The organism is Rhodococcus sp. R1101, assembly GCF_000278445.1.
In the GTDB taxonomy this organism is placed as follows: Bacteria; Actinomycetota; Actinomycetes; order Mycobacteriales; family Mycobacteriaceae; genus Rhodococcus; species Rhodococcus gordoniae.
On record NZ_AJVB01000692.1, the window covers coordinates 1 to 1514 of the forward strand.

Below are 1514 nucleotides of genomic sequence, written 5' to 3' on the forward strand. Positions count from 1 at the left end.
CGGACGCGACCGAACGACGCGTCGCGAGCGAGAAGGTCACGGTTCGCCTGGACGGGTAACGCTGCGCTCGGTGCGGTAGCCGCCGTCCGCAAGACCCGCCTCGATCTCGAATCTGTTGCGGGGACCGGGGTTGCGGAGTTCCTCCGCGAGGTAGCGGACCGCGAATCCGAGTCCGTATCGCGCCCACTGGTCGACGTGGATCGCCTCGTGCCGCACCAGGCGGCGCGGCGGAGCCTTCCGGGTGAGGAAGACCCCGCCGACGGTGGTGCCGCCGCGCGCGAATCCGCCACGCATGCCGGTGGCGACGTAGAGGCCGTACTCGGGATCGAATGTCACGGTGCCGCCCCACAGTCGGGCCCAGCACAGCGCCAGCATCGTCACGACCCGCACGGCGGGCACTCCCCGCGCTGCCCGGGTCGTGCGGTCGGGCATGCCGATTCCGTTCGCCACGAACCGATTCTACCGACCCGACCGCACCGCGACCTCAGCCCGCCGTGGCGGCGACCGGCGACACCCTGCTCGCGCGTTGCGCCGGGATCAGTGAGGCGATCACCCCGGCACCGCCACCGGCGAGGACGATGCCTGCGAGCTGCCACCAGGGAACCGATCCGAGGCCGACGTGGTTCGCCCCGATCACCGACGCGGTTCCCGCCGCCCCGAGCAGCAACCCCAGAGCCACGCCCAGGACCGATGCCACGCCCGCGATGATCAGCGCCTCGCGGACGAGCACGCTGCGCACCCCCGCCCGGGACAGGCCGACGGCCCGTAGCACCGCGGTCTCCCGGCGTCGCTCGAGCACCGACAACGCCATCGTGTTGCCCACCCCGATCAAGGCGATCACCACCGCTACCGACAACAGCCCGCCGACGATCATCAGCATGGTGTCGAGGACCTTCTCGAACATCTGCCGCGTCTGCACCGCGCCCTCGACGTTGCTACCGGGGAACGCCGTCGCGGCGACTCGGGAGATCTCGTCGGAGACCGCAGCGAGATCGCCGTCGGACAACCCGTCGTCCAGTTTCAACCACACCGTGTCCGCCGCGGAACGAGCGAGCGCACTCAGATCACCGATGTCCATCAGGTCCGGGCCGCCGCGCTCGGTCGTCGCGACCGTCAGCGTGCGCGTACCGGTCTCGCCGCCGACCGTCACGATCTCGCCGTCACCCACCCCCAACTCGGTGGCGAGAGACTCCTCGAGCACGATCGTTCCCGGTTCCGGCAATCGGAGGTCGGCGCGGACTGTGGACGCTGCCGATCGCGCGTCGAGACCGAGTACCGAGAACTCCGTGTCCGCGACGGTGACCGAACCCGTCGCGACCTCGGTACCCGACCGGACGCCGTCGATCGCCGTCAACCGATCGGTTGCACCGGCCGGAACCGAACCCGGCGCGGTCACCACGATGTCCACCGGCAGGTTCTCGTCGAGGAGGTCGGGAGCGCCCGCCTTCACCGTGCCGATACCCACGACCAGGGTCGATGTGAGGGTGACGCCGATGAACAGGGCGGTCGCGGTC

Annotated in this window: 2 protein-coding genes; both read right to left on the minus strand. The window is 70.5% G+C overall.

Going from position 1 to position 1514, the window contains the following annotated elements; translation table 11 throughout:
- Nucleotides 1-36 precede the first annotated feature (36 nt).
- Nucleotides 37-432, minus strand: coding sequence for a hypothetical protein (locus R1101_RS0123290; RefSeq protein WP_037224883.1), 396 nt, complete (start codon nt 430-432; stop codon nt 37-39).
- Between the two features lie 52 nt (nt 433-484).
- On the minus strand, nt 485-1514 hold a 1030-nt coding region (locus R1101_RS0123295; protein ID WP_016935588.1), incomplete at its 5' end, for an ABC transporter permease.

Excerpts from the sequence above, each read along its gene's own strand:
- R1101_RS0123290 (WP_037224883.1), bottom strand. The coding sequence starts at position 432 with ATGCCCGACCGCACGACCCGGGCAGCGCGGGGAGTGCCCGCCGTGCGG.